This is a genomic window from Lysobacter sp. SCRH-1R (assembly GCF_057747855.1).
In genome coordinates, this window is sequence record NZ_CM173227.1 from 567424 (window position 1) to 591539 (window position 24116).

The 24116-nt window shown below is 68.5% G+C and carries 26 protein-coding genes; 22 read left to right on the top strand and 4 right to left on the bottom strand.

Going from position 1 to position 24116, the window contains the following annotated elements; genetic code table 11:
* Window positions 1–3 precede the first annotated feature (3 nt).
* Window positions 4–1512 carry a peptide MFS transporter gene (locus AC3ANK_RS02535; protein WP_484172058.1) on the top strand — a complete coding sequence of 503 codons (1509 nt, stop codon included), beginning with the start codon at window positions 4–6 and terminating at the stop codon, window positions 1510–1512.
* Window positions 1513–1762: 250 nt separating this feature from the next.
* On the opposite strand, the gene AC3ANK_RS02540 is transcribed toward AC3ANK_RS02535, so the two are convergent.
* Window positions 1763–2269, bottom strand: a complete 507-nt coding sequence (locus AC3ANK_RS02540; RefSeq protein WP_484172059.1) for a MarR family winged helix-turn-helix transcriptional regulator — start codon at window positions 2267–2269, stop codon at window positions 1763–1765.
* 109 nt (window positions 2270–2378) lie between these two features.
* Between AC3ANK_RS02540 and hppD the strand changes: the two genes are divergently transcribed.
* From hppD to AC3ANK_RS02575, 7 genes are all read left to right on the top strand, one after another.
* The gene (hppD, locus tag AC3ANK_RS02545; protein ID WP_242524994.1) at window positions 2379–3473 is read left to right on the top strand and encodes a 4-hydroxyphenylpyruvate dioxygenase; all 1095 of its coding nucleotides are present in this window, start codon (window positions 2379–2381) and stop codon (window positions 3471–3473) included.
* Between the two features lie 102 nt (window positions 3474–3575).
* A complete protein-coding gene (locus tag AC3ANK_RS02550) occupies window positions 3576–3989 on the top strand; it encodes an endonuclease domain-containing protein (protein WP_484172060.1) in 414 nt (137 codons plus the stop codon).
* Window positions 3986–5293: a homogentisate 1,2-dioxygenase gene (gene hmgA / locus AC3ANK_RS02555; protein WP_484172061.1), complete on the top strand. Its 1308-nt coding sequence runs from the start codon at window positions 3986–3988 to the stop codon at window positions 5291–5293. Before AC3ANK_RS02550 ends, hmgA begins: the two co-directional genes overlap by 4 nt.
* A 74-nt stretch (window positions 5294–5367) precedes the next feature.
* Window positions 5368–6012 carry a hypothetical protein gene (locus AC3ANK_RS02560; protein WP_484172062.1) on the top strand — a complete coding sequence of 215 codons (645 nt, stop codon included), beginning with the start codon at window positions 5368–5370 and terminating at the stop codon, window positions 6010–6012.
* 81 nt (window positions 6013–6093) lie between these two features.
* Window positions 6094–7047 carry a calcium/sodium antiporter gene (locus tag AC3ANK_RS02565; RefSeq protein ID WP_484172063.1) on the top strand — a complete coding sequence of 318 codons (954 nt, stop codon included), beginning with the start codon at window positions 6094–6096 and terminating at the stop codon, window positions 7045–7047.
* Window positions 7048–7105: 58 nt separating this feature from the next.
* The gene (gene nhaA / locus AC3ANK_RS02570; RefSeq protein WP_206860110.1) at window positions 7106–8347 is read left to right on the top strand and encodes a Na+/H+ antiporter NhaA; all 1242 of its coding nucleotides are present in this window, start codon (window positions 7106–7108) and stop codon (window positions 8345–8347) included.
* Window positions 8348–8351: 4 nt separating this feature from the next.
* Entirely contained in the window at window positions 8352–9224 is an 873-nt protein-coding gene (locus AC3ANK_RS02575; RefSeq protein WP_484172064.1) for an SDR family oxidoreductase, read from the top strand.
* A gap of 1 nt (window position 9225) precedes the next feature.
* On the opposite strand, the gene AC3ANK_RS02580 is transcribed toward AC3ANK_RS02575, so the two are convergent.
* The gene (locus AC3ANK_RS02580) at window positions 9226–10113 is read right to left on the bottom strand and encodes a DMT family transporter (protein ID WP_206860108.1); all 888 of its coding nucleotides are present in this window, start codon (window positions 10111–10113) and stop codon (window positions 9226–9228) included.
* Between the two features lie 157 nt (window positions 10114–10270).
* On the opposite strand from AC3ANK_RS02580, the gene AC3ANK_RS02585 reads away from it, so the two are divergent.
* Window positions 10271–11038, top strand: a complete 768-nt coding sequence (locus AC3ANK_RS02585) for an oxygen-binding di-iron domain-containing protein (RefSeq protein WP_484172065.1) — start codon at window positions 10271–10273, stop codon at window positions 11036–11038.
* Window positions 11039–11056: 18 nt separating this feature from the next.
* Here AC3ANK_RS02585 and AC3ANK_RS02590 read toward each other — a convergent pair whose 3' ends face one another.
* Window positions 11057–11563 (bottom strand): Mpo1 family 2-hydroxy fatty acid dioxygenase, encoded by a 507-nt coding sequence (locus AC3ANK_RS02590; RefSeq protein WP_206860106.1) that lies wholly within the window; start codon window positions 11561–11563, stop codon window positions 11057–11059.
* A 241-nt stretch (window positions 11564–11804) separates the two neighbouring features.
* On the bottom strand, window positions 11805–12725 hold the full coding sequence (locus AC3ANK_RS02595) for a phosphoribosylaminoimidazolesuccinocarboxamide synthase (RefSeq protein ID WP_206860105.1): 921 nt from the start codon (window positions 12723–12725) through the stop codon (window positions 11805–11807).
* Window positions 12726–12885: 160 nt separating this feature from the next.
* Here AC3ANK_RS02595 and AC3ANK_RS02600 point away from each other — a divergent pair, with 160 nt between their 5' ends.
* From AC3ANK_RS02600 to trpC, 13 genes are all read left to right on the top strand, one after another.
* On the top strand, window positions 12886–13221 hold the full coding sequence (locus AC3ANK_RS02600; protein ID WP_206860104.1) for a J domain-containing protein: 336 nt from the start codon (window positions 12886–12888) through the stop codon (window positions 13219–13221).
* Between the two features lie 84 nt (window positions 13222–13305).
* Window positions 13306–13980 (top strand): ribulose-phosphate 3-epimerase, encoded by a 675-nt coding sequence (rpe, locus tag AC3ANK_RS02605; RefSeq protein ID WP_206860103.1) that lies wholly within the window; start codon window positions 13306–13308, stop codon window positions 13978–13980.
* Window positions 13977–14450, top strand: a complete 474-nt coding sequence (gene rraA / locus AC3ANK_RS02610) for a ribonuclease E activity regulator RraA (protein ID WP_484172066.1) — start codon at window positions 13977–13979, stop codon at window positions 14448–14450. The genes rpe and rraA overlap by 4 nt, the downstream gene beginning before the upstream one ends.
* Before the next feature lie 222 nt (window positions 14451–14672).
* Window positions 14673–15626, top strand: a complete 954-nt coding sequence (gene yegS, locus AC3ANK_RS02615; protein ID WP_484172067.1) for a lipid kinase YegS — start codon at window positions 14673–14675, stop codon at window positions 15624–15626.
* 144 nt (window positions 15627–15770) lie between these two features.
* A complete protein-coding gene (gene trpE / locus AC3ANK_RS02620; protein ID WP_484172068.1) occupies window positions 15771–17267 on the top strand; it encodes an anthranilate synthase component I in 1497 nt (498 codons plus the stop codon).
* Window positions 17268–17455: 188 nt separating this feature from the next.
* Complete coding sequence (locus AC3ANK_RS02625; RefSeq protein ID WP_206860099.1) at window positions 17456–18157, top strand: hypothetical protein; 702 nt, start codon at window positions 17456–17458, stop codon at window positions 18155–18157.
* 359 nt (window positions 18158–18516) lie between these two features.
* A complete protein-coding gene (locus tag AC3ANK_RS02630) occupies window positions 18517–18711 on the top strand; it encodes a hypothetical protein (RefSeq protein WP_206860098.1) in 195 nt (64 codons plus the stop codon).
* A gap of 93 nt (window positions 18712–18804) precedes the next feature.
* Window positions 18805–19482 (top strand): winged helix-turn-helix domain-containing protein, encoded by a 678-nt coding sequence (locus tag AC3ANK_RS02635; RefSeq protein WP_484172069.1) that lies wholly within the window; start codon window positions 18805–18807, stop codon window positions 19480–19482.
* The gene (locus tag AC3ANK_RS02640) at window positions 19479–20855 is read left to right on the top strand and encodes a sensor histidine kinase (protein WP_484172070.1); all 1377 of its coding nucleotides are present in this window, start codon (window positions 19479–19481) and stop codon (window positions 20853–20855) included. The genes AC3ANK_RS02635 and AC3ANK_RS02640 overlap by 4 nt, the downstream gene beginning before the upstream one ends.
* 287 nt (window positions 20856–21142) lie before the next feature.
* Complete coding sequence (locus AC3ANK_RS02645; RefSeq protein ID WP_484172071.1) at window positions 21143–21733, top strand: anthranilate synthase component II; 591 nt, start codon at window positions 21143–21145, stop codon at window positions 21731–21733.
* A gap of 125 nt (window positions 21734–21858) precedes the next feature.
* Complete coding sequence (gene trpD, locus AC3ANK_RS02650) at window positions 21859–22905, top strand: anthranilate phosphoribosyltransferase (RefSeq protein WP_484172072.1); 1047 nt, start codon at window positions 21859–21861, stop codon at window positions 22903–22905.
* A complete protein-coding gene (locus tag AC3ANK_RS02655) occupies window positions 22905–23246 on the top strand; it encodes an antibiotic biosynthesis monooxygenase family protein (protein ID WP_206860093.1) in 342 nt (113 codons plus the stop codon). The genes trpD and AC3ANK_RS02655 overlap by 1 nt, the downstream gene beginning before the upstream one ends.
* A gap of 70 nt (window positions 23247–23316) precedes the next feature.
* Window positions 23317–24108, top strand: a complete 792-nt coding sequence (gene trpC / locus AC3ANK_RS02660; RefSeq protein ID WP_206860092.1) for an indole-3-glycerol phosphate synthase TrpC — start codon at window positions 23317–23319, stop codon at window positions 24106–24108.
* Window positions 24109–24116 lie beyond the last annotated feature (8 nt).

The window sequence follows — 24116 nt, forward strand, 5'->3', positions numbered from 1 at the left end:
CGCATGAGCGGAACCGCATCATCGGCGAACGGCACGGCCGCGCCTCTTCCCGCATTCCCGCAGACCATGGGCCATCCGCGCCCGCTGTGGATGCTCTTCATGACGGAGTTCTGGGAGCGCTTCGCGTTCTACGGCATCCGCTGGGCGCTGGTGCTCTACATCGTCGCCCAGTTCTACGACGGCAGCGGCACGGGCGAGACGCCCGCCAACCAGCTCTACGGCGCGTACCTGGCGCTGGTGTATGCCGCGGCGATCTTCGGCGGCTACGTGGCCGACCGGGTGATCGGCTACCAGCGTTCGATCCTGCTCGGCGCGACGATCATGGCCGCCGGTCTGTTCATGATCGCGATGCCGAACCAGGAGGTCTTCAAGCTCGGCCTGGCGACGATCATCGCCGGCAACGGCCTGTTCAAGCCGAACATCTCCACGATGGTCGGCAAGCTCTACGCCGTCGGCGACGAGCGCCGCGACTCGGGGTTCACCCTGTTCTACATGGGCATCAACCTGGGCGCGATGGTCTCGCCGCTGATCACCGGCTGGTTCGCCGAGAACGTGTTCGGTTCGCCCGAGATGCCGGCCTACAAGGTGGTGTTCATCACCTCGGGCATCGGCATGCTGATCAGCCTGGTGTGGTTCTGGATCGGCCGCAGCCAGCTGCAGGGCATCGGCCGTCCGCCGGCGGGCAGCGAAAGCCGCGCGCGCCTGGCGATCACCGCGCTGTGCGCGATCGTCGCGATCCCCGGCATCTACTTCCTGCTGAGCATGGGCGCCGATTCGCTGCAGTGGGTGCTCACCGCGATGTTCATCGCGCTGGCGATCCTGCTGCTGGTGGAAGGCATCCGCGAAGGTCCGCGCCAGCGCGACATGGTCATCGCGATGCTGATCATCTTCGCGTTCAACGTGCTGTTCTGGTGCTTCTTCGAACAGGCCGGCAGCTCCTTCAGCTTCCTCGCCGAGAAGATCGTCAACCGCGAGTTCGGCGCCTGGACGTTCCCGGTGGGCTGGTTCCAGTCGGTGAACTCGGTGGCGATCATCACGCTGGCGCCGATCATCGCGTGGATCTGGGTGAAGATGGGCCGCAACAACCCGTCGATCCCGCGCAAGTTCAGCCTGGGCCTGATCTTCAACGGCCTGGCGTTCCTGCTGCTGATGTTCGCGCTGTCGTCGCTGGTGAACCCGCAGACGCTGAAGATCCCGTTCTGGACGCTGTTCGCGGTGTACTGGATCCAGTCCATCGGCGAGCTGTGCCTGTCGCCGATCGGCCTGTCGATGGTGACCAAGCTGGCGCCCGTGCGCCTGGTCGGCTTCGGCATGGGCGGCTGGTTCCTGTCGACCGGCATCGGCAACAACCTGTCGGGCATCTTCGCCAGCCACGTGTCGGGCGAGACGGGCATGAACGTGCAGTCCGCGCTGTCGGGCTACACCTTCGGCTTCTGGGCGCTGGTGATCCCGGGCGTGCTGCTGTTCCTCATCGCGCCGCTCGTGCAGCGATTGATGCATGGGGTGAAGTGACGATCCGGCCCGCTCGCGCTTTGCGCGAGCGGCTTTGCCGGATCGCCATCCCGGTGAGAGCCGGGATCCAGGCCCGCAGCCTGGCAGATCGCGATGCTTCACGAACAACGGCGACCTCAAGGTCGCCGTTGTTTTTTTGAATGGTCACGTTGAAACACTACGAGCCTTTGTAGCCCGGGTAAGCGAAGCGCACCCGGGTCGGGCATGACAGCCCCCGGGTGCGCTTCGCTTACCCGGGCTACAAGAAGCTTCACGACATCCCTTCCGCCTCAGCCCGCAACTCCAGCTCATCCAGCTTGTCCAGCAACCGGAACAACACCGCCCGTTCCTGGTCGTCGATCCCGTCGAGCAACCGCCGCTCGAACTCCAGCGCCAGCGGCGCCACCTCGTCGTAGATGCGATACCCGCCCTCGGACAGTTTAAGGACCGAACGCCGCCGGTCGTCGCCATGGATCTCGCGATCCAGCCGCCCTGCATCGAGCAGGCGGGCCACCGCGCGGCTCACGGCCACCTTGTCCATCGCGGTGCGCTGCGCGACCTCGTTGGCCGACAGGCCCGGGTATCGACCCAACACCGCCATCACCCGCCATTCGGTGATGCTGAGCTGGAATCGCTCGGTGTAGATGCGCGCGATGGTGCCGCTCACGCGGTTGCTCAGCACCGACAGCCGATAGGGAAGGAAATGCTCCAGATCGAGCTGGGCGTGGCCGGGCAGGGGTTGTCCGAGCCTTAGGAATCCGGGGTCGCGCGCATTCATGATGCGATGTGCCTTGATTATGGTTTCAGGTGAAACTATAACGTTCGTTTCCGAATGACCCGGCCGGAAGTCCGTCCCCACAGCCGGGTCGCCATCTGAGAACAATGCCATGAATGCACAGCCCAACCTCGGCATGCAGGTCACCACGTTCGAGAACCCGCTCGGCATCGACGGTTTCGAGTTCGTCGAATTCGCCGCCCCCGCCGGCCAGGGCGAGGCCCTGCACGATTATTTCCGCAAGCTCGGCTTCACCGCCGTGCTGCGCCACAAGACGCGTGCGATCACCGTCTACCGCCAGGGCGACGTGAACTTCCTGGTCAACGAGGAACCGGACAGCTTCGCCGCCGACTTCGCCGCCAAGCACGGCCCGAGCGCATGTGGCTTCGCGATCCGCTTCAAGGAGCCCTCGTCGAAGGTGTTCGACACCGTCGTCAACAACGGCGGCGAAGCCATCGTCGACAAGGCCGAAACGCGCGCCGTGGCCGCACCGGTGGTGAAGGGCATTGGCGACTGCATGCTGTACCTGGTCGACCGCTACGGCGCCGCCGGTTCGATCTACGACGGCGACTACCTGCCGGTGCAGGGCGCGGACGCCAATCCGAAGGGATTCGGCCTGACCTTCATCGACCACCTCACGCACAACCTCTACTTCGGCAACATGCAGAAGTGGTCGGACTACTACGAGCGCCTGTTCAATTTCCGCGAGATCCGCTATTTCGACATCAAGGGCGTCAAGACCGGCCTGGTGTCCAAGGCGATGACCGCGCCGGACGGCATCGTGCGCATCCCGCTGAACGAGTCGAACGACCCCAAGTCGCAGATCAACGAATATCTGGACGCGTACAAGGGCGAGGGCATCCAGCACATCGCCTGCTTCACCGACAACATCTACGACACGGTCGAGGCGATGCGCGAGCAGGGGGTCGAATTCCTCGACACGCCGGACACGTACTTCGAGGTGATCGACCAGCGCGTGCCGGGCCACAACGAGGACGTCGCGCGCCTGCAGAAGAACAAGATCCTGATCGACGCCGACCCGGAAACGCACCAGCGCAAGCTGCTGCAGATCTTCACCCAGAACGCGATCGGCCCGATCTTCTTCGAGATCATCCAGCGCAAGGGCAACGAAGGCTTCGGCGAAGGCAACTTCCAGGCGCTGTTCGAGAGCATCGAGCGGGATCAGATGCGGCGCGGAGTGTTGTAAGTAGCGCGAAGACCGTTTAGGCGGAGACGATGTCTTCGTAGCCCACGGGCTTTTAGCCCCTCTCCCACCGGGAGAGGGGTTGGGGTGAGGGTAGGGAAGCCCATGTCGTCCAAGCCGCCATTGCCGACACGAACCCACGCGCATGCGAAACGGTTGCGTGGCGGCATGACGGACTCGGAGCGCGTGCTGTGGCAACGGTTGCGTGCAAGCCAGCTCGGTGGCTTCAAGTTTCGTCGCCAACATCCAGTGCCCCCGTACATCGTGGACTTCTACTGCGAGCGTGCGCGGTTGGCGGTAGAGGTGGATGGCTCGCAGCACACGGCCGTATCGGATGCGGCGCGGGACGCCTTCCTCCATTCGCGCGGAATTGCGATCCTCCGCTGCGCAAGCAATGAAGTTCTCCAGCAACTGGACGCGGTGATCGAGGCGATCTGGAACCATCTGGACACCCCGACCCTCACCCCAACCCCTCTCCCGGAGGGAGAGGGGCTACAAGCAAAGGCGGACCCGTCATGACCATCACCACCAACGGCTACCAATCCGGTTTCGGGAACGAGTTCGCGACGGAGGCCGTGGCCGGCTCGCTGCCGGTGGGGCGCAACTCGCCGCAGCGTGTCGCGCACGGCTTGTATGCCGAGCAGATCTCCGGCACCGCATTCACCGCGCCGCGCCATGCGAACCGGCGCAGCTGGCTCTACCGCATCCGCCCGGCGGCGATGCACGGAAGCTTCGCGCCTTACGCGCAGGCGAAGGCGACCTTCCACAACGAGTTCGGCGACGGCCCGGTCTCGCCCGACCAGCTGCGCTGGAGCCCGTTGCCGATGCCCGCCGACGGCATCGATTTCGTCGACGGCCTCTTCACCATGGCCGGCAACGGTTCGCCCGTGTCGCAGCACGGCGTCGGCATCCACGTGTATGCCGCCAATCGCGACATGCACGGCCGCTGGTTCTACGACGCGGACGGCGAACTGCTGATCGTGCCGCAGCAGGGCCGGCTGCATATCGAAACCGAGCTGGGCGTGCTCGACGTCGAACCGCAGGAAATCGCGGTGATTCCGCGCGGCATCCGCTTCGCGGTGACGCTGCCCGATGGCGAAGCGCGCGGTTATGTGTGCGAGAACTTCGGCGCGATGCTGCGCTTGCCCGACCTCGGGCCGATCGGCAGCAACGGCCTGGCGAATCCGCGCGATTTCCTCGCGCCCAATGCCGCGTACGAGGACGTCGAAGGCGAGTTCGGATTGATCGCCAAGTTCCAGGGCCACCTGTGGCGCGCGACGATCAACCATTCGCCGATCGACGTGGTCGCATGGCACGGCAACTACGCGCCGTACAAATACGACCTGCGCCACTTCAACACGATCGGATCCATCAGCTACGACCATCCCGATCCGTCGATCTTCCTCGTGCTGCATTCGCCCAGCGACACCGCCGGCACGAGCAACATGGATTTCGTGATCTTCCCGCCGCGCTGGCTCGTGGCGCAGGACACGTTCCGTCCGCCGTGGTTCCACCGCAACATCGCCAGCGAGTTCATGGGCCTGGTGCACGGCGCGTACGACGCGAAGGCCGAAGGGTTCGTCCCGGGCGGTGCATCGCTGCACAACTCGATGACCGGCCACGGCCCGGATGCGGCGACCTTCGAGAAGGCGAGCGCGGCCGACCTGTCGAAGCCGGACGTCATCCGCGACACGATGGCCTTCATGTTCGAAACGCGCGCCGTGATCCGCCCGACGAAGCAGGCGCTGGACGCCGCGCATCGCCAGCGCGATTACCAGGCGTGCTGGGCAGGCCTGAAGAAGCACTTCGACGCGAAGGCGTGAGGCCGTGCGTTTGCGCGACGTTGACGGCGCTCCGGAGTAGGCTGCGGGCCAGCCGTGGTCGAGGGAGCGGGTCGATGAGGATGGCGTTTGCGACGGTGCTGCTGCTGGCGTTGTCGGCCTGCGGCGAACGCGAACCGTCGCGCCCGCGGGGGCCCGCATCGCCGCCGTCGTCCGCATCCACGGCCCCCGCCGTACCCGCGCAGCCCGCGCCCGCCCCTCCGGCGCCGACTCCTCCGCCCGCACCGGCCGGCGCGATGCCCGCGCCGGGTGCGATCGGCTACGCCGGCTTCGGCCCGGCGCCGTTCGGCGCGACCGAGGAAGAGGTGCGCATGGCGTGGGGCAAGGACCTCGCGGGTCCGACGCCCGACACGCCGGCCGGCTGCTACTACCTCATGCCGCAGCCGCGCACGCAGCGCGGCTACCGCATCGGTTTCATGTTCGAGGACCAGCGCTTCGTGCGCATGGACGTCGATGCCGACGACATCGAGGCCCCGGGCGGTGGCCGCATCGGCATGACGACGCAGGACATCCAGCGCCTCTACGCCGGCCACGTCCAGGTGCAGAACCACAAGTACGTCGAAGGCGGCCATTACCTGCGCATCCCGAACCCCGGTGGCGGGCCGGGCGTGGTGCTGTTCGAGACCGATGCGGACGGCCGCGTGACCGAGTGGCGCATCGGCGAGCCGCCGCAGGTGGACTACGTGGAAGGTTGTTCCTGAGGCAGGCCATGCGCTCGCGTCCTGTACGCCGCGCGGTGCCACGGGCATAGAATCCAGGGATTGAGGCGTGGAGGGGACACGATGCTCGAGGCCATCGGCTGGTTCGTACTGGGATTGGTGCTGCTCGCGCTGGGCGGCGACTCGATCGTGAAAGGCGCCTCCGGGCTGGCGCAGCGGCTGGGCGCATCGCCCTTCGTCGCCGGGCTGGTGCTGGTGGCCTTCGGCACCTCGCTGCCGGAACTGGCGGTCAACCTGCAGGCGGTCGTGCGCGACCAGCCGATGCTGGCGCTGGGCAACGCGGTCGGCAGCAACGTCGCCAACATCGGCCTGACCCTCGGCGCGGCGGCGCTGATCGCGCCGCTGACGGTGCGCTGGCGCGCGTTGGCGCCGCTGCTGCTGGCGCTGCTGCTGGGCACGCTGCTGACGATGATGCTCGGCTCCGATGGCGAACTCACGCGCGTGGAAGGCGCAATCCTGCTCGTCGCATTCCTCGTCGTGGTGGTGTACGCCGGGCTGCGGACGCGGCGCGAATCGCCCGAACTGCAGGACGCGATCGCCGCCTTCGCGCGCACCAGCACCGACCTGTGGCTCAACCTGATCCGCTTCGGCATCGCCGCGGTGCTGCTGTATTTCGGTTCGCGCATGATCGTGCGCAGCGCGCCGACGATCGGCGAAGGAATCGGCATGGCGCCGCTGCTGACGGGCCTGCTGCCGGTCGCCATCGGCACCGCGCTGCCGGAAATGGCCGCGGCCGTCTCCGCCGCGCGCAAGGGCCACGGCGACATGGTGGTGGGGCACGTGATCGGATCGAGCCTGTTCAACCTGCTCGTGGTGGTCGGCGGCATCGCGGCGGTCGGCGGTTCGCTCGCGTTCCCGGCGTCGTTCGTGACGTTCGAACTGCCGGCGGCGTGCGTGTTCGCGCTGATGCTCTATCCGATGCTGCGCGGCGACCTGCACATCAGCAAGGGCGAGGGCGCGGGGCTGCTGATCGCGTTCTTGGCGTGGGTCGCGTTCGAACTGCTGACGATGCATTGACTCCCGCCCGGCCGCGGCCTCGCCGGATGCGTCTTGCCGCGCCCGATATACTCGTGGCATGACGCAATCCCCGATGCACACCACCGACCGTTCTTCCCCGCGCGCGCTGCGGCTGCTGGCCGAGTTCTTCCGGCTCGAAGCGGCCGGCGGCATCGTGCTGATCGCCGCCGCGCTGCTGGCGATGGTCGCGGCGAACTCGCCGCTGGTCTCGGTCTACGAGGGCTTCCGCGAGCTGCCGGTGCAGGTGCGCATCGGTGCGTTCGAGATCGCCAAGCCGCTGCTGCTGTGGATCAACGACGGCCTGATGGCGGTGTTCTTCCTGCTGGTCGCGCTGGAGATCAAGCGCGAGGCACTGAGCGGCCAGCTCGCCAGCCGCTCGCAGCTGGTGCTGCCGCTGGTGTGCGCCGCCGCCGGCGTGGCGGTGCCAGCGGTGCTGTTCATCGCGTTGAACCACCACGATGCGCAGGCGATGCGCGGCTGGGCGGTGCCGACGGCGACCGACATCGCCTTCGCGCTGGGCGTGCTCGCGCTGCTGGGGTCGCGCGTGCCCAGCGGCATGAAGCTGCTGCTGTCGACCATCGCGGTGGTCGACGATCTCATCGCGATCCTGATCATCGCGTTCTTCTATTCGCACGGGCTTTCGGTCACCGCGCTGGTGTGGGCGGCGGCCGCCGTCGCCGGCATGTGGCTGCTCAACCGCCGTGGCGTGATGCGGCTGGCGCCGTACCTGCTGCTGGGCGTGGTGCTGTGGGTGTGCGTGCTGAAGTCGGGCGTGCACGCGACGTTCGCCGGCGTGCTGACCGGCCTCATGATTCCCCACAGGCGCAATGTCGCCGACGCGCGGGACGGGGCGGAGCACGTGCATTCGCCGCTGGAATCGCTCGAGCACTCGCTGCATCCGTGGGTCGCCTACGCGATCCTGCCGCTGTTCGCGTTCGCCAATGCCGGACGCGTGCTTGCCGGCATGCATCTGGACGAACTGCTCGCGCCGCTGCCGATGGGCGTCGTGCTGGGCCTGGTCGTCGGCAAGCCGATCGGCATCGTGAGCGCGGCGGTCCTGATGCGCGCGCTGGGCTGGGCGCGCTTCCCGGCCGGCATGGACCTGCGCGCGATGATCGGCCTGGGCTTGATGTGCGGCATCGGCTTCACGATGAGCCTGTTCATCGCCTCGCTCGCCTATCACGACTCGGACGCCTACGGCGAAGCGGTGCTGGGCGTGCTGCTCGCCTCGCTGCTGTCGGCGGTGCTCGGCTGGCTGTGGCTGCGCGCGACCCTGCCGGCCACCGCGAAGGCGGATTGACGGCATGCGCCACGCACTGGTGTTCGGCGCGACCGGGCAGATCGGGTTCCCCCTGCTCGGCATGCTGCAGGGCGACGGCTGGCGGGTGACCGCGCTGTCGCGGTCGGAACACACCGACGAGCCCGGCCTGCATTGGCTTCGCGGCGAACTTCCCGCCGCGGCGGGGCTGCCTGCGCGCGTGGATGCGATCTTCAGCTGCGGGCCGCTCGACGGATTCGCCGCGTGGTACGCACAGGCGCCGATCGAATGTGCGCGCGTGATCGCGTTCGGTTCGACCAGCGTGGAGGTGAAGCGCGGTTCGGCGGACGCGGCCGAACGCGACGTCGCGCGTCGCCTGCGCGAAGGCGAGGAGCGCGTGTTCGCCACCGCCGCCAAGCGCAGCGCGACCGCGACCCTGCTGCGTCCGACGCTCATCTACGGCGCGGGGCGGGACGCCACGCTCACGCGCATCGCGCAGCTCGCGCGCCGCTGGGGCCGTTTCCCGCTGCCGCGCGGCGCCAACGGCCTTCGCCAGCCGGTGCATGCGGACGATCTCGCGGCGGCGGCGTTCGCCTGCGCCAACACGCCGGCCACGCAGGGACAGACCTACGCGCTGCCCGGCGGCGAAACGCTGACCTATCGCGATATGGTCGCGCGCGTGCTCGCCTCGCTGACGCCGCCGCCGACCCTGATCGAACTGCCGTCGCCGATGTTCAACGCGGCGTTGTTCGTCGCGCAGCTGACCGGTCGGGCGACCGGCCTGGGCGAAGCGGCAGTGCGTCGCATGCGCAGCGATCTCACCTTCGACATCGGGCCCGCGCAACGCGATTTCGGCTACGCGCCGCGCCCGTTCCGTCCGAACGCGAAGATGTTCCAGCCGCGAAGCGGGGAAGGCTGAGTCAGATTTCCTCGGCGGCCGGCGCAGGGCGCTGGCGGCTCAATGCGCGCATCGCGATCAGCAGCACGCCGCCGAGCACCATGGCGCCGCCGATCAGCAATCGCGGTCCCGGACGATCGCCCCAGAACGCGATGCCCAGTCCCATCGCGAGCACCGGCACCAGCAGCAGCCACGGCATGACGCGCGCCACCGGGTGGCGTTGCACCAGCACGTAGTACAGGCCGTGGCCGAGCAGCGAGGACACGAACGCCGCATAGAGCGCACCGGCCCAGGCGACCCAGCTCCAGCGCGGCAGCGTCGCGATCGCACCGGGCTCCAGCACCGCGCTGATCGCCAGCAGCGGCAGCACCGCGATCAGCGCCGTCCAGCCCTGCTGGCTGTAGGCGTCCATGCCGCGCAGGCCCTTCATCAGCACCGTGCCGACGGCTAGGAACGCCGCCGAAATCAGCATCAGCACCAGCGACATCGGATGGTCCATCACCGTCGGGTCCAGCCCGAGCACCAGCACGCCGGCGAAGCTGATCGCGATCGCCAGGCCCGTGCGCCACGCGAACCGCTCGCCCAGCCACCACCATGCGAGCAGCGTCGTCATCGGCACATAACTCTGCATGACGATGGCGGGTGAGGAGAGATCGCCAGCGAGCTTCAGCGCGGTGAAGCTCAGACCGAAGTGCAGCACGCCGATGCACAGGCACACCGCGAGCAGCCGCGGCCACTGTCCGGGCGCGGGCCGCTTCACCAGCCACGCCAGCGGCAGCGCGAGCAGCGCGAAACGCAGCGCGGTGAACAGGAACGGCGGGATCTCGCGCATCGCCAGCGCGGAAGTCAGGAAGTTCACGGCCCACGCCACGACGACGAGCAGGACCAGCAGGAGATCGCGGGGAGACATGGCACTCCACGGACGCGGGTGGAGGAGGCGTCCGGCCCGGCCATTGTCGTCGTTTCGCCGTGAGCGCGGCCAGACGGCGCACGCATCGTTTGATCCGGCTCAAGCGCGCGTGCGGCCCGCGTTCCTAAAGTCGCCCGCTCGTGCAAAGGGAAAAACCATGGCGACGATCCTGTTCGAGCAGCCCGGCCATCGCTGCATCGCCTTCAGCGACCTGGTGCGCGGCGACGACGGCGTGCAGGCGAACCAGTTCCTGATCCAGCATGGCGACAGGAGCGCGCTGCTCGATCCCGGCGGCGCGCTGCTCTACAACCCGCTGATCCTGGCGATGGGCGAGTTCGTCGCGCCGACCGACGTCACCTGGCTGCTGTGCTCCCACCAGGACCCGGACATCATCGGTTCGGTCGACAAGTGGCTGCTGTACACCAACACCACGGTGGTGTGTTCGAAGCTATGGGGCCGCTTCGTGCCGCACGTGGTGCCGGGCTATCTGCGCAATGCCGGGAGCGATCGCTACCTGCTGCTGCCCGACGAGGGCGGGCACGTGCCGATGGGCGACAGCGTCGTGCGCGCGCTGCCGGCGCACTTCATGCATTCGGTGGGGAATTTCAGCTTCCACGATCCGGTGAGCCGGATCCTGTTCTCCGGCGACGTCGGCGCGTCGATGGTGCCCAGCCGAACGCCGTACGCGTTCGTGCAGGATTTCGACGCGCACGTGCCGCGCATGGAAGGATTCCATCGGCGCTACATGGCCTCCAACCGCGCCACGCGGTTGTGGGCGCGGATGGTGCGCGAACTCGCGCCGTCGATGATCGTGCCGCAGCACGGCCTGCCCATGCGCGGCGAGGCGATGGAGCGTTTCCTCGACTGGATCGAACGGCTGGAGTGCGGCGTGGACCTGATCGGCCCCGAGCACTACAGGCTGTGAGGTGCAGGCTGTGATCGCTCAGTAGCGCAGGCCGATCTTGCGATAGAGTTTCGACAGCACCCAGGCCGGGCCGATCAGCAGGTAGGTGAGATCGGTGAGGAAGCTCGGGCGCTTGTTCTCGAAGCGCGCGCTGTGGCCGATGAACTGGCCGATCCACGCGACCACGAACACGCCGATCGCCAGCCACAGCAGCGTGCTGGCGCCGTGGCTGTCGTAAATCCACTTGGTCAGCAGGCCCATCAGCACGTAGACCGCCAGCATGCCCAGGCCGAGCATGCGCGAGGCGCGGTAGTAGAACAGCACCGTGGCGAGCATCGCCACGCCGGCCCAGAAGCCGGAGTTCATCCACGAGGCCGGCGTCGGGATGCACCACAGCAGCGCGATCACGCTCCACAGGATCGCCGGCACGCAGATCACGTGGATGCGCTGGTTGGTCTGGTTGCGATGATCGGCGGAGTAGTGCGCGAACCAGCGGTCGATCGGGCGCTGCGTGGCGTGCTGCGAAGATTCGGCGGCGGTGTTCATGGCGACCCTCCAAGGCGCATGACGGCCCGCGCTCGATGCGCGGGTGTAGGGAGGATAGCGGGATCGAAGGGGGGAGGCGCAGACCCGGCCTTTGTAGCCCGGGCAAGCGCAGCGCACCCGGATGCCGATCGCCAGAAGAATTGCGGCTTTATCGATGCAACGCGCTGCGGCGTGGTCATCGACCATGGCGCCTGTATTACCGGGGGCGCGGTGCGCTGCGCTTACCCGGGCCGCGCCGCCTTCAGTCGACCGAAATCCCCGCCAGCTTCATCAGCGCCTCGGCGTACTTCGCGCGGGTGCGGTCGATCACCTCGGCCGGCAGGTTCGGGCCGGGCGGCGTTTTGTCCCAGGCCAGCGTTTCCAGGTAGTCGCGGACGAACTGCTTGTCGTAGCTCGGCGGGCTGGTGCCGACTTGGTACTCGTCGGCCGGCCAGTAGCGCGAGGAATCGGGCGTGAGCATCTCGTCCATCACGTGCAGGCGGCCGTCGGCGTCCAGGCCGAACTCGAACTTGGTGTCGGCCAGGATGATGCCGCGCTGCGCCGCGTAGTCGCGCGCGAACTTGTACAGCCGCAGCGTCGCGTCGCGCACCTGTTCGGCCAGGTCCGCGCCGACCGTGCGCACGGCCGTGTCGAAGTCGATGTTCTCGTCGTGGTCGCCCACCGCGGCCTTGGTCGAGGGCGTGAAGATCGGTTCGGCGAGCTGCTCGGCCTGGCGCAGGCCATCGGGCAGGGCGATGCCGCTGACGCGTCCGGTTCGCTGGTAATCCTTCCAGCCGCTGCCGATGAGGTAACCGCGCGCGATGCATTCCACCGGCACCGGCTTGAGCTTCTTCGTCACCACCGCGCGCTTGCCGTACAGCGATGCGTCCACGCCCTCGGGCAGCACCGAGGCGACGTCGATGCCGGTGAGGTGGTTGCGGATGATGTGCTCGGTCTTGCCGAACCAGAAATTGCTGATCTGGCAGAGCATCTCGCCCTTGCCGGGGATCGGATCGGGCAGCACCACGTCGAAGGCCGAGAGCCGGTCGGTGGCGACCATCAGCAGGCATTCGCCGGCGTTGGCGGGCAGGCGGTCGGCGGGCAGGTCGAAGACGTCGCGGACCTTGCCGCGATGGCGCAGGTGGAGGCCGGGGAGATCGGACTGGAGCAGGGTCGTGGACAACGCAGGAGTCCCCAATGGGTGCGATGGAGTCCCCGCCCGACGCTCGCCTTGCCTCGCGCGCGTGCGCGACAGGGCCGGCCAGTGTACGCCGGCCGGCGACGGCGTGCAGGTACACTGTCGCCGGACCTAAACGGGCGACCGCGGACCCGCGGGGAGGACGATGAAACGCTGGTACGGCAAGCTGCTGGGCTTCTTGGCGGGAGCCGCGCTGTTCCGCACCAACCCGCTGTTCGGGGCCCTGGTCGGGCTCCTGATCGGCCACGCCTTCGACACCGACTGGTTCAAGCTGCGCCGGGACAACCCGTATGCCGCGCTGGGCCTGACCTCCGACGCGACCGACGCCGAAGTCGACCAGGCCTACCGCCGCCTGATATCCCAGTACCACCCGGACCGCCTCGCCGGCGCCGCCGCCGAACTGCGCGAGCAGGCCGAGGCGCGGGCCCGGGAGATCAACCAGGCCTACGACCGGATCAAGACGCTCAGGCGCAAGGCCTAGGAACCAGCGAAGAGGAACGGGTAACGAGCGAGGCGCTCGTCCCGGAGTCTTCCGGTCCATCCGTTTCCAGCAACAGGAATTCCCATGCAATCCACCGTCATCGCCCCTTCCATCCTTTCGGCCAACTTCGCCCGGCTCGGCGAGGAGGTCGACAACGTGCTCAAGGCCGGCGCCGACTGGGTGCATTTCGACGTGATGGACAACCACTACGTCCCCAACCTCACCATCGGCCCGATGGTCTGCGAGGCGCTGCGCAAGCATGGCGTCACCGCGCCGATCGACGTGCACCTGATGGTCGAACCGGTGGACCGCATCGTCCCCGACTTCGCCAAGGCCGGTGCCACGCTGATCAGCTTCCATCCCGAAGCCAGCGCGCACGTGCATCGCACGATCCAGCTGATCAAGTCCCACGGCTGCCAGGCGGGCCTGGTGCTCAATCCCGCCACGCCGGTCGACGTGCTCGAGTGGGTGCTCGAAGACCTCGACATGGTGCTGCTGATGTCGGTGAACCCCGGCTTCGGCGGGCAGGGCTTCATTCCGTCCGCACTGGCGAAGCTGCGTCGCGTGCGCGAGATGATCGACGCGAGCGGCAAACCGATCCGGCTCGAAATCGACGGCGGCGTGAAGGCCGACAACATCGGCGAGATCGCTGCTGCCGGTGCGGATACCTTCGTCGCCGGCTCGGCGATCTTCAATGCGCCGGACTACGCGGACGTCATCGGCCGCATGAAGGACGCGGTCGCGAAGGCACGCGGATGAAGACCTGCGACCTGTGCGATCTCCACGACGCGCAGGTGCGCGTGATCGAGCTTGCGTTCCGCGATTTCGGCGGGCGCATCGCGTTCAACGGCCCGGTCAGCACGGTGCGCGCGTTCGAGGACAACTCGCGCGTGCGCGAAGCGGTGGACGAGCCGGGGCTGGGCCGCGTGCTGGTGATCGACGGCGCGGGATCGATGCGCCGCGCGATGATCGGCGACCTGCTCGCGGGCAAGGCCGCCGAAAACGGCTGGGCGGGCATCGTCGTGTTCGGCGCGATCCGCGACAGCGATGCGATCGCCACGATCCCGATCGGCGTGAAGGCGCTGGGCACCTGTCCGCGCAAGACCGACAAGCTCGGCGCGGGCGAGCGCGACGTGGAGGTGGAATTCGGTGGTGTGCGCATCCGTCCGGGCGACTGGCTGTGCGCGGACGAGGACGGCGTGATTCTCGCCGATACCGACCTGCGCTGACTCGCGCTGGCCGCCACGGTCGGATCGGCAAAACAAAGGAGCAGGCCATCGCTGGCCTGCTCCGGAATACTTGGAGGCAATCCCGCCTCCGCCCGTCGTCCTTGAGAATGGACTCCGATTCTCCGGACGTTCGATGACGGGCATGTGACGCGACGCGTACGTCTTGCCTGTTCACGAACGCTCACGCCCGCGCTGTTTAGCCTGCGCATCGGGCTCACGATCATGACGACGATGGCGACGCACTGGCGCCTGATCCTCAACGGAAAATCCGCGGGCAACGATGCCGTGCGCGCCGCGGTCGAAGCGATGCGCGCGTCCGGCGTGACGCTGGACGTGCGTGTGACCTGGGAACGCGGCGATGCGAAGCGCTACGTCGACGACGCCATCGCGGATGGCGCGCGCTGCGTGATCGCCGGCGGCGGCGATGGCACGCTGGGCGAAATCGCCGGCGCGCTCGCGCAGCGCGCGGAAGACGCCGATGCGCTGCCGGCGCTCGGTGCGATGCCGCTCGGCACCGCGAACGATTTCGCCACCGCGGCGACGATCCCGATGGAGCCGCACGAAGCGCTGCAACTGATCGCCGGCACGTCGCCGCACGCGATCGACGTGCTGCGCGTCGACGCCGACGGCGCGCGCCACTGGTGCATCAACCTGGCAAGCGGCGGTTTCGGCACCGAGGTGACGGTCGAGACCGACGATGGACTGAAGCGGCTGCTCGGCGGCGTCGCGTACCTCGTCACCGGCGTGGCGCGGATGGGGCGCATCGAGCCGATCGTCGCGCGCGTGCACGGCGACGGCTTCGACTGGCGCGGCGACTTCATCGCGCTCGGCATCGGCAACGGGCGGCAGGCGGGCGGCGGGCAACTGCTGTGCCCGGAGGCACGCATCGACGACGGGCTGCTCGACCTCACCATCGTCCCGGAACTCTCCGGCGAGCTGGCGACCACCGTCGCCACCTGGATCCGCGAGGGCCGCCTCGCCGCGCTGGACCACGTCGGCGAACGCGGGCGCATGCGCGAGGTGCGCGTGGAAGCGGACGCGCCGATGACGCTCAACCTCGACGGCGAGCCGGTGCAGGCGCGGCGGTTCGCCATCGCCTGCGTCCCGGCGCGCCTGCGCATGCACCTGCCCGCGCATTGCCCGCTGCTGGCCCACGCTCGCATCGCGGCCCGTTGAGCGGCTACAGTACCGGCATGATTCCCGTGCCGGACACGCACCTGTCGAACCCGCATTTCCCGACCGTCGAGGCGGGATGGCGATGGTGACGCGCATGCCGCGACCGCCTTCCGCCACCGCCTGACACATCCAGGGATTTGCCCCGTGACCTCCGATCCTTTCCAGCCCGCCCCCGCGGCGGGTGCCGACCGCCATACCCTCGTCCCCGTCGTGCGCGAGGTCCTGAGCGATCTCGACACGCCGCTGTCGGTTTACCTCAAGCTCGCCGACGGCCCGCACACCTACCTGTTCGAATCGGTCGAAGGCGGCGAGCGTTTCGGCCGCTATTCGATCATCGGCCTGCCGGCGCGCCGCGTGTACGCGTTCGCCGGGCACACGCTGTTCGTGACCGAGGACGGCGAGCTGGTCGAAAGCCGCGTCGTGGACGATCCGTTCGCCGAAGTCGAGCGCCTGCGCGCGATGCACAGCGTGCCGACGATTCCCGACCTGCCCGGCTTCACCGGCGGGCTGGTGGGCTGGTTCGGCTTCGAGTCGATCCAGTACATCGAGCCGCGCTTTGCCGGCGGCGAAAAGGAAGACGAGCTCGGCACGCCCGACATCCTGCTGATGCAGAGCGACGAGCTGGCGGTGTTCGACAACCTCAAGGGCCGGCTGTACCTGATCGTGCACGCCGATCCATCCGAACCGCGTGCGATGGCGCGCGCGAACCGCCGCCTGGACGAGCTGGTGCATCGCCTTCGACAGGGCGGGCCGGGGTATCCGGAGACGCTGGAAGGCCGCCTGCTGGACGAGGCCGATTTCGTGTCCGGCTTCACGCGCGAGGGCTTCATCGACGCGGTGGAGAAGTCGAAGGAATACATCCGCGCCGGCGACATCTTCCAGGTCGTGCTGAGCCAGCGGCTGTCGGTACCGTTCAAGGCGCGCCCGGTCGACGTGTATCGCGCCCTGCGTGCGCTGAACCCGTCGCCGTACATGTACTACCTCGACGTCGGCGGCACGCAGGTGGTGGGTTCGTCGCCGGAAATCCTCGTGCGCCTGCAGGACGGCAAGGTCACCGTGCGCCCGATCGCCGGCACGCGCCCGCGTGGCGACACGCCCGAGCGCGACGCGGAACTGGAAGCCGAACTGCTCGCCGATCCGAAGGAGCGCGCCGAGCACCTGATGCTGATCGATCTCGGCCGCAACGACGTCGGCCGCGTCTCGGAGGCGGGCACGGTCGAGGTCGGCGAGCAGTTCGTGATCGAACGCTACAGCCACGTCATGCACATCGTCAGCGAAGTCACCGGCACGCTGAAGCCGGGCCTGAGCTACGCCGACGTGCTGCGCGCGACGTTCCCCGCCGGCACCGTCAGCGGCGCGCCGAAGATCCGCGCGCTGGAAGTGATCCGCGAGCTCGAACCGATCAAGCGCAACGTGTACGCCGGTTCGATCGGCTACCTCGGCTGGGGCGAACCCGGTCGCAGCGGCGACGCCGACACCGCCATCGCGATCCGCACCGCCGTCATCCAGGACGGCCGCCTGTACGTGCAGGCCGGCGCAGGCATCGTCTACGACTCCGATCCGGCGATGGAATGGGAGGAGACGATGAACAAGGGGCGCGCGCTGTTCCGCGCCGTCGCGCAGGCGGCCCGCGGGCTTTGATGGCCCGGGCATCGCGGCGCACCGGCGCCGCGATGCGATGCGAATCACGGTTCCTTTCTCACGCCGCGTTCACTTCGCGCGGGGTGGCGGCCGACTGCGCGCGCCAACAACGTTTTATTCACAAACACCGGGTTTCACTGCCGGGCACGGTGTCATCGCGGCACCGACAACGCGGGAAGGAGACGGCCATGCAGCTCGTCCACGACTCACACGTCCAGTCGCGTTTCTCCAATACGTTCCCGCGCACGGTGGAAATCCTCTGCCCCCATTGCCTCAAGGAAGCGCTGTTCGAAGCGCGGCCCTGGCAGGAACACGGACGACAACTGGCGGCGAGCGAACTCGAATGTGCGCGTTGCGAACACACGGTGCTGTTCGTGCAGCTGCTCGAAGCCGACGGGACCAACAAGCCTTCCGGATTGTTCTGCCATCCCGGCCCCGGCGGACGCGAGACGATGGCCGGCGTCGAACACCTGCACGCGATGTCGGCACCGCTGGCGCGCAGCTACGAATCGGCGCTGAAGCTGTACAACCATGCCGAATGGGGCGCGAGTTCACTGATCGTGCGGCACCTGCTCGGCGGGCTCACGGCGCGCATGCTGCCCGACGAGAAAGCCGAGCTGTCGCTCACGCGCAAGCTCGAAGCCTTGCCGAACGACGTGGACCTGTCGCGTCCGTTGCAGGACATCGCGCAACTGCTTGCGCCCAGCGGCACGTTCGGACGGCAGTTCGAGGACGAGACGACGATCGACAAGGCCAACGCGGAACTGCTGCTGGAGCTGGCCGAGCAACTGATCACCTACCTCGTCGTGTTGCCGGGGACGATGGCGGACCTGAAGGCGCGCATCGCGACGGCACCGGTGCCGCTGCGGCGGGGGAGCGGCGTGGCATAGGGGCGATGCGCCGTTGATTCGCTGCTGGAAGGTCGGTCGCGTCGACCCCACCCGTACCGTCGTCCCGGCGTAGGGCGGGACCCTGGCCGTCACGTCGTCCGGAAGAAGCGCGCACCGCACGTAGCTCCGCTACCAGCCTGGATCCCGGCCTTCGCCGGGATGATGGGTTGTGACGAATTCCAGGAGGACGGATCGGCGGGGATGACGTCCATCGGCGCGCACAACATTACCGATCGTTAATCCAGCGGAAATCCCGTGGTGAGCCGCGTCGGCGCAGTCTGATCCTGCGACCGGGAAGACAGTCCCGGCCGGCAAAGATCCTCGTCCGAGTCATCCCGCGTCTTACCAAGGAGTCACCCATGAACCTGCGCAAGTCCCTGTTCGCCGTCGCCCTGACCGCGCTGGCCGGTTCCGCCCTGGCCGCGCCGCCGAGCACCGCGCCCGCCTCCCCGACCGCGTCGACCGCCCCGGCCAAGCACACGATCTCCAAGCACAAGCACGCCGGCAAGAAGGCCGCCGCCCCAGCCAGCAAGAGCGACGCGAAGAAGAGCTGATCCCCTTCAACGTCCCCGGAGCCCGTGCAACGCGGGCGGATACCCCGGCGGTGAGCACCGTCGGGGTATCCTTTTTTGCCTTCCGGAGTTGCCATGCGCGTCCTGCTGATCGAAGACGATCCCCACACCGCGGCCTTCATCGGCAAGGGTCTGCGCGAGGACGGGCACACCGTCGAACATGCCGGCGACGGCAGGCAGGGCCTGTTCCTCGCGACGACGGAAAATTTCGACGCCATCGTGCTCGACCGCATGCTGCCCGCGCTCGATGGCCTGGTGCTGCTGCAGACTTTGCGCGGCGCCGGAAACCGCACGCCGCTGCTGCTGCTCACCGCACTGGGCGAGGTGGACCATCGCGTCGAAGGCCTGCGCGCCGGCGCCGACGATTACCTCGTCAAACCCTTCGCGTATTCGGAACTGAGCGCGCGGCTGGACAGCATCGTGCGCCGGCAGCGCGAGGACACGCAGCGCGAACCGACGCGCCTGTCGGTGGGCGAACTCGAGCTGGACCTGCTCGCCCGCGACGCGCGCCGCGCCGGCAAGCGCATCGAACTGCAACCGCGCGAATTCCGCCTGCTCGAATACCTGATGCGCCAGGCCGGTCGCGTCGTCACGCGCACGATGCTGCTGGAAGCGGTGTGGGACTACCACTTCGATCCACAGACCAACGTCATCGACGTGCACATCAGCCGCCTGCGGCAGAAGATCGACCACGGTTTCGAACGGCCGCTGCTGCACACCGTGCGCGGCGCCGGCTACCGGCTGGGCGAATGACGCGGCCGCTGCGCTCCACGAGCACGCGCCTCGCGCTCGCGGTGATGGGTGCGTTCCTGCTTGCCTTCGTGCTGCTCGGCACGGGCGTGTACGTCGCGGTGTCCACGCTGCTGCTGCAGGACACGCGCGAACTCGTGCGCACAGACGCCGCCGGACTGATGCAGTTGCACCGCGACGGCGGCCGTGCCGCGCTGGTGCAGGAACTGCGCGATCGCGTGGAAGCGCCGGACGATCCGGACGCCGTGCACGCGCTGATCGCCGCGAGCGGCCGCGTCGAAGTCGGCGACGTGCCGTCGATGGGCGCGCGGGCGATGCGGACCGGCCGCGGCGCGCGCTGGGTCACGTTCGAACTCGCCGACGCGCAGGCGCCCGGCATCGGTGCGCAGTCGCGCCGCGTGCTCGCGCAACTGCAGCCGCTGCCCGGCGGCGACACGCTGCTGACCGGACTGCGGCTGCAATCGCAGGACCGCTTCCTCGCGCTGATGCTGCGCACGGCGCTGGTGGCGCTGGCGGTGGCGGCGACGCTCGGCGCGCTTGCCGGCTGGCTGACCTCGCGCTGGGTGTCGCACCGGCTGGAGCATCTCGATCGCACGGCCGCGCGCGTGGGCCGCGGCGAACTTGGCCTGCGCGTGCCGCTGGACGGCAGCGGCGATGCGTTCGACCGGCTCGGGCGGCGCTTCAACGCGATGCTCGACCGCATCGAGGAGCTGCTCGGCGGCGTGCGCCACGCGACCGACCATATCGCCCACGACCTGCGCACGCCGCTCACCCGCCTTCGCAACCGGCTGGAAGACCTGCGCCACCGTGCCGACGCCACGCCCGCCGAACGCGCCGCGCTCGACGGCGCCGTGCAGGAGACCGACCAGCTGCTCACCACGTTCGGCGCGCTGCTGCGGCTTGCGCGGATCGAAGCGCAGCCGCCGGCGGGCGAGGGGCCGTTGCTCGACCTTTCCGCGCTGGCCGCCGACGCCGCCGAGCTGTACACGCCGATCGGCGCCGAACGCGGCGTGCGGCTGCGCGTGGACCTCTCGCCGGCGCGCGTGCGCGGCGATCGCGACCAGCTGTTCCAGCTGCTGGTGAACCTGCTCGACAACGCGCTCAAGTACGCGCCCGAAGGCAGCCAGGTGGGCCTGTCGCTGCATGAGGGCGAGGCCGTCGTGCTGTGCGTCGACGATGATGGCCCCGGCATTCCGGACGCCGACCGCGAGCGCGTGTTCGACCGCTTCCAGCGCCTGGAATCCCATCGCGGCACGCCCGGCAGCGGCCTGGGGCTGAGCCTGGCGCGGGCCATCGCGCTGCGCCATGGCGGGCGGATCGAACTCCTCGACCGAGGGCCCGGCCTGCGCGTGCGGGTGACCCTGCCGCCTGCCTGAGCCGGCGGGTCGCATCGCGCCGGCCGAGCCGTTACAGTAGGCCCATGATCGTGCGTCGCTCCCCACAGTTCCGAAAAGCCGACCAGGGTTGGCGATGGTGGCCGTTGGCTGCCGTCCGCCCGTCTTCGTCGTCCAAGGAACTGCCGAGTGTTTCCCGCCCCACGCACTGACCTTCCGCCGGCCGCACCGGCCGCGTCCCGCACATCCCCTTCGCACCGATGCCCCCGCCGGCCCGCCGCCGCGCGGGATAATCGCGTTGCGTCCACATCGAACCCGAGCCCGTGCCGATGCTGTTGATGATCGACAACTACGACAGCTTCACCTACAACCTCGTGCAGTACCTGCAGGCGCTGGGCGCCGAGGTGAAGGTGATCCGCAACGACGAGCTCGGCGTGGCGCAGATCGAGGCGCTCGCGCCGGAGCGCATCGTCGTCTCCCCGGGCCCGTGCACGCCGAACGAGGCGGGCGTGTCGGTGGACGTGATCCGCGAACTCGGCCCGCGCATCCCGGTGTTCGGCGTGTGCCTGGGGCACCAGAGCCTGGGGCAGGCGTACGGCGGCGACATCGTCCGTGCCAAGCGGATCATGCACGGCAAGACCTCGCGCATCCGTCACGAGGGGCGCGGCGTGTTCGCCGGCCTGCCCGACGGTTACGAGGCCACGCGCTACCACTCGCTGGTCGTCTCCCGAGACACGCTGCCCGATTGCCTGGAAATCACCGCCTGGACCGAAGTGGAGGGCGAAAACGGGGCGCCGGCCTTCGACGAGATCATGGGCCTGCGCCATCGCGAGCATCCGGTCGAGGGCGTGCAGTTCCACCCCGAGTCGATCCTCACCGAACACGGCCATGCGCTGCTGAAGAACTTCCTCGAGCGATGACCGGCTCCCATGCCAAGCGCCGGTTGCGAAACGCCCCGGTGCCCGCGCGCCAGCTGCTATCGTTCCGCTCTCACCCGCCCGAGACCCGCTTCCCGTCCGCCACGCCCGCCACGCCCGCCGCCGCCATGCCCATCACCCCGCAAGAAGCCCTGCAACGCACCATCGAGCATCGTGAAATCTTCCACGACGAGATGGTCGAGCTGATGCGCATGATCATGCGCGGCGAGGTCTCGCCGACGATGACCGCGGCGATCCTCACCGGCCTTCGCGTGAAGAAGGAAACCGTCGGCGAGATCGCCGGCGCGGCAACGGTGCTGCGCGAGTTCGCGCGGCCGGTGGACGTCGCCGATCGCACCCACCTGATCGACATCGTCGGCACCGGCGGCGACGGTGCGCACACCTTCAACATCTCGACGGCGAGCATGTTCGTGGTCGCCGCCGCCGGCGCGAAGGTCGCCAAGCACGGCAATCGCAGCGTGTCGTCCAAATCCGGCAGCGCGGACGCGCTGGAAGCGCTGGGCGCGGCGATCGAACTCCAGCCCGGACAGGTCGCGCGCTGCATCGAACGCTGCGGCATCGGCTTCATGTTCGCGCCGATCCACCACCCGGCGATGAAGGTCGTGGCGCCCGTGCGCCGCGAGATGGGCGTGCGCACGATGTTCAACATCCTCGGGCCGCTGACCAACCCGGCCGATGCGCCGAGCATCCTGATGGGCGTGTTCCATCCGGACCTGGTCGGCATCCAGGTGCGCGTGCTGCAGGAACTCGGCGCGCAGCGTGCACTGGTGGTGTGGGGACGCGACGGCATGGACGAGCTGTCGCTCGGTGCCGGCAGCCTTGTCGGCGAACTCCGCGACGGCGTCGTGCGCGAGTACGAAGTGCATCCGGAAGACTTCGGCATCGCCATGGCCGCCAGCCGCAACCTGCGCGTGAACGACGCGGCCGAATCCAAGGTCCTGCTGATGCAGGCGTTGAACGACGAAGCCTGCCTGCCGCGCGAGATCGTCGCGCTCAACGCGGGCGCCGCGATCTATGCCGCCGGCGTGGCCGACAGCATCGCCGAAGGCATCGAACGCGCGCGCGCGGCGCTGGCCTCCGGCGCGGCGAAGCGCAAGCTGGAGGAATTCGTCGCGATCACGCGCGAACTCGCCGGCGAAGCGGTGGGCGCCTGATGGACGACGCGTTCGCCCGCCTGCCGGCCCCGCCGTATTACGCGGTGATCTTCTCCTCGCGCCGCAACGGCGAGGACAACGCCGGCTACGGCGAGGCGGCGCAACGCATGGTCGAACTCGCCGCCACGATGCCGGGCTTCCTCGGCGTGGAATCCACGCGCGGCGCGGACGGCTTCGGCATCACCGTCTCGTACTGGGACAGCGAGGCCGCGATCGCCGCCTGGCGCCAGCACGCCGAACATGCCGCCACGCGCGCGCACGGTCGCGTGCACTGGTACGAACACTTCGAGCTGCGCGTGGCGAAAGTCGAACGCGCGTACGGAAAGGAGAGAAAACGCTGAAGAGGAACGAGAAACGAGTGGGAGGCAACACCCCGCACTCGTTTCTCGTTCCTTTCCACCCGTTCCTGTCATGAGCGACATCCTCGACACGATCCTCGCCCGCAAGGCCGAGGAGATCCAGCAGCGCAGCCGCGTACGGCCGCTCGAAGACCTGCGCGCGCGCGCGCTGCAGCAGCCACCCACGCGCGGATTCGCCGATGCCATCCGTCGCAGGCATGCCGCGGGCGAGGCGGCGGTGATCGCCGAAGTGAAGAAGGCCAGCCCGTCGAAGGGGCTGATCCGCAAGGACTTCGATCCTGCGCAGATCGCGCGCAGCTACGAAGCCGGCGGCGCTGCGTGCCTGTCGGTGCTGACCGACGTCGATTTCTTCCAGGGCAGCAATCTGTACCTGGGCGAAGCGCGCGCGGCGTGTTCGCTGCCGGTGCTGCGCAAGGACTTCACCATCGATCCGTACCAGGTGTACGAGGCGCGCGTGATCGGCGCCGACGCGATCCTGCTGATCGTCGCCGCGCTGGAAGACGGTCCGCTGGTGGAAATGGCCAACCTCGCCATGGAACTGGGCATGGACGTGCTGGTGGAAGTGCACGACATCGACGAGCTCGAGCGCGCGTTGCAGACCGACTGCGAACTCATCGGCGTCAACAACCGCAACCTGCGCACGTTCGAGGTCTCGCTCGACACCACGCTCGCGCTGAAGGACGCGGTGCCGCGCGACCGCACGCTGGTGACCGAAAGCGGCATCGCCACGCAGGCGGACGTCGCCAAGATGCGCGAGGCCGGCGTGCAGACCTTCCTGGTCGGCGAATCGTTCATGCGCGAGGCCGAGCCCGGCGTCGCCCTGCAGCGGCTGTTCGTCGCATGAGCACGCAC